General features: G+C 71.4%; 2 protein-coding genes. One reads left to right on the top strand and one right to left on the bottom strand.

From position 1 onward, the window contains the following. On the top strand, positions 1–2,131 hold a 2,131-nt coding region (locus tag EAO73_RS03395), incomplete at its 5' end, for a TerD family protein (RefSeq protein WP_147969948.1). A gap of 142 nt (positions 2,132–2,273) precedes the next feature. Here EAO73_RS03395 and EAO73_RS03390 read toward each other — a convergent pair. Then, a partial coding sequence (locus EAO73_RS03390; protein ID WP_224756156.1) for an acyltransferase family protein occupies positions 2,274–3,391 on the bottom strand: 1,118 nt, incomplete at its 5' end.

The following is a 3,391-nucleotide window of genomic DNA, read 5'->3' as shown; positions in this document are numbered from 1 at the left end:
CCGCCTGCCCGCCCCCTCCGGGCCCGCCGGCCAAGGCGGTGCGGCGGCACGGCAGTTCGACTCCGCGCTCATGTCCGTGGGCTTCAAGCTCTCGGGCGCCGTGCTGGAGCACCTGTCGGCGATGTCCGAGCAGACGGTGGCGGAGACCGCCCGGCTCACGCTGGGCGTCGTGCGCGAGATGGTGGGCGACCACGTCCGGCACAACAGCTACTTCATCGACTTCCCGGCGGGAGTGCCGGACACGCTCGACTTCTGGTGGAAGTGCGTCGCCGACGCGCTGCTCGACGAGACCGCGCGCCCGGCCGTCCTCGCGCAGCTGAGCACGGGGGCGGTGAACCTGCTGACCCTGCCGTCGTACGGCCGCTACCAGCACACGTACGAGGAGATGCTCGCCGTCCAGGACGAGCTGATCGCCGCTGCGGGCGACCGCATGACCGTGCTGCACCTGGGCGATTCCCCGGACAACGAGGTCTCCGCGCTCTACCTCTCCCTCGCCGGCAGCAGCACCCCGCTGAACGAGGAGCACCTGCGCGACCTCGGTGTGCTCGCCGCGCACTGCGTGGACGGCCCGCAGCCGGAGTCCATACCCGTGCGGGAGAACCGGGCCGTCGTCAACAGGGCGCGCCTCGCCGCCGGCCGGGACCTCCTGCTGGACACCGTCACCGATGTGCTGCGCCTGGCCTGCGCGCTGAGCGACGGCGATGTGAGTCTGGTGGAGCCGACCCGGTTCCGGTCGCTGTCGCGGCCGGTGCGCCGGGCGCTGATGGCCGGGCTGGACGCCGTGGTCGCAGCGGCCCCCGCCAAGCTCGCCGACGTCTCCGCGCACCGCGAGGCGTTCAAGCGCCTCGGCGAGCGGCTGCACCCGCACGAGTACCCGGACCGCCCGCACGCCGCGGAGGTCTTCGCCGTCGCCCGGGGCGAGAAGGAGGCCCGGTCCCTCGACAGCCGCGTCGAGGAAGTGCTCGCCGCCGGCGACACCGCGGGCGCGGCACGCCTCCTGGCGGCGGCCCCCGGCAAGCTGTTCCGCGCCCTGGACCGGCTGCTGCGCGGCTGCCGCACCGACGAGGAGCGCGACGCCGTCGTGGCCGCCGCCGAGCAGGTGGCCCCGCAGGTCTCCGGCCGGGTGCTGCTGTCCGTCCGCGAGCACCTGCACAACCGGAGGGCGGAGCCGGCCGCGCGGCGCTTCTTCGTCAACCAGCGCGCCCGCGCCTGGGTCACCGAGGACAGGCGCGCCCCGGTCCCGGAGTCCGCGCGGGACCGCCTGGTCGCCGCGCTGGACGCCGAGGCGGCCCGCCGCCTGCCGGAGGGCGGGCGGCTGCTGGTCGACCCGGACATCCTCGATGTGGCGCTCCCGCTCAGCGGCAAGTCGACGGCGGCCGGCCTCGGGGTGCTGCCCCGGGGTTCCCTCTCCCCCGTGGACGGCGAGCTGCTGCGCTTCTTCGTGTACTGGAAGCAGGCGAAGCACACCACCGACTTCGATCTGTCGGCGCTGATGCTCGACGCCCGTTACACGACGGTGTGCTGGCTGTCGTACACCGCGCTCACCGAGATCGAGGGCGAGCACTCCGGCGACATCACGGAAGCACCCGACGGGGCCTCGGAGTTCATCAATCTGCGGCTGGGCGCGGTACGCGGCGACTTCATCGTGCCGCAGGTCAACATCTTCTCCGGGGAGAGCTTCGAGGCCGTCGAGGAGTCGTTCTTCGGGTTCATGACGCGTGACGCCGAGCAGGCGGGCCGCCCGTTCGAGCCGCGTACGGTCCGGATGAAGTCCGAGCTGCGCGGGCGGGGACGGGTCGCGCTTCCGCTGGCGTTCCTGCGTGGGGACGACGGCCGTTGGCGGGCCAAGTGGCTGCACCTGTACCTGACGGGCGCGCCGAACGCCAACCGGGTCGAGGGGAACCGGGTGTCCGTGGCGGCGCTGCTGAGCGGGATCGTCGAGCGCGAGTACCTGACGGTCGGGTACCTCACCGGCCTGCGGGAGGGGCGCGGGGCGACGGTCGCGCTGTGGGACGGCACATCGGTCCCCGACGGACCGGTCACGTACATCGGTCTGGAACGGCCCGACGGGCTGCATCCGGATTCCGTGGTCGTCACGCCGGAAAATCTGCGCGACCTGATCCCGGCCTGACTGCTAACGTTGCCCGTGGCGAGGCCATGGAGGGGCTTCCTTCTCCTTCCTCTCATGAAATAGTCCTTCCGCTTTCCTCGCCGCCGACATCACGCCGGGATGCCCCGAGGGCATCCCGGCGTCGTCGTGTGGTGTGGTCGCCTCAAACCCGCGCGGCCTTGCGGGGGCGGCTGTACTTGCGTACGAAGGGCTTCTCGACCCAGGCGTAGAGCGCCCAGGACATCAGGAGCGAGGTGACGGCCGCACCGGCCATCATGGCGACGGTGGCCGGGGTGGAGAACATCCGGTCCTCCCCCAACGCCCAGCGCAGCGAGCACAGCACGATGTAGTGGACCAGGTAGAAGGCGAACGAGACCTCGCCCAGCCAGATCATCGCGCGGCTGCGGAACCAGGTGGCGCGGCCCTCGATGTCGGCCGTGGCGGTGGCCGCGATGAGCAGCACGATCGGCACGATCATGACGGCGCGCTGCCCGTAGAGGTAGGGCACATAGGCGGTCGCGGCGTACGAGGCGGCGAGCAGCAGGGCCGACCAGGCCATGCCGATGTTGCGCCAGCGCCCGTGCTTGACGGCGAGCGCGACCAGGATGCCGAGGGCGAAGTCGGCCATGCGGACCGGCGGCAGGACGTAGCTGAACCAGTACTGCGAGACGGAGCTCTCGTGGCCGCTGGTGATACGCGGGGAGTCCGGGAACAGGGCGTAGGCCAGCGCCGGGGTGGCCGCGATCACGGCGAAGGCCCCGGTGATCCAGTACTTGAGGTTGCGGGGGTCGATACGGCGGAAGGCCCTCAGCAGGAACGGGAAGGCCAGGTAGAAGACCGCTTCGACGGCGAGCGACCAACTGGGGGCGTTCACGCTGAAGTTGGTCATGTACTGGGGCACCCACACATGGAGCATGAACAGGTTCGCGACGGCCAGCCGGACCGAGGTGTAGTACATCGCGAACAGCGAGACCGCCAGCGCCCAGGTGACCACGTACAACGGGTAGATCTTGACGAACCTGCGCCGCCAGAAGCCCCTGGTGGTGTCGTTGTCCCGGGCCGACCAGGTCAGGACGAAGCCGCTGAGCACGAAGAAGAACGTCACACCGAGCCCGCCGGCCTGGGTGAACCAGCCGGCCAGCCGGTCCGCCGTGCCGTCGTCGGCGAGCAGCCGCAGCGGGACGATCGGCAGGAAGGCGTGGTGGACGAAGACGGCCAGGGCGGCGGGAAACCTCAGACCGGTCAGCGAGGGCAGCCGGGAGAGGGCGGGGGGCTTCGGGT

This window comes from Streptomyces sp. col6 (genome assembly GCF_008042035.1).
Lineage (GTDB): Bacteria > Actinomycetota > Actinomycetes > Streptomycetales > Streptomycetaceae > Streptomyces.
Note: the sequence above shows the minus strand (reverse complement) of the source record. Positions and strands in the feature narration are given on the sequence as shown.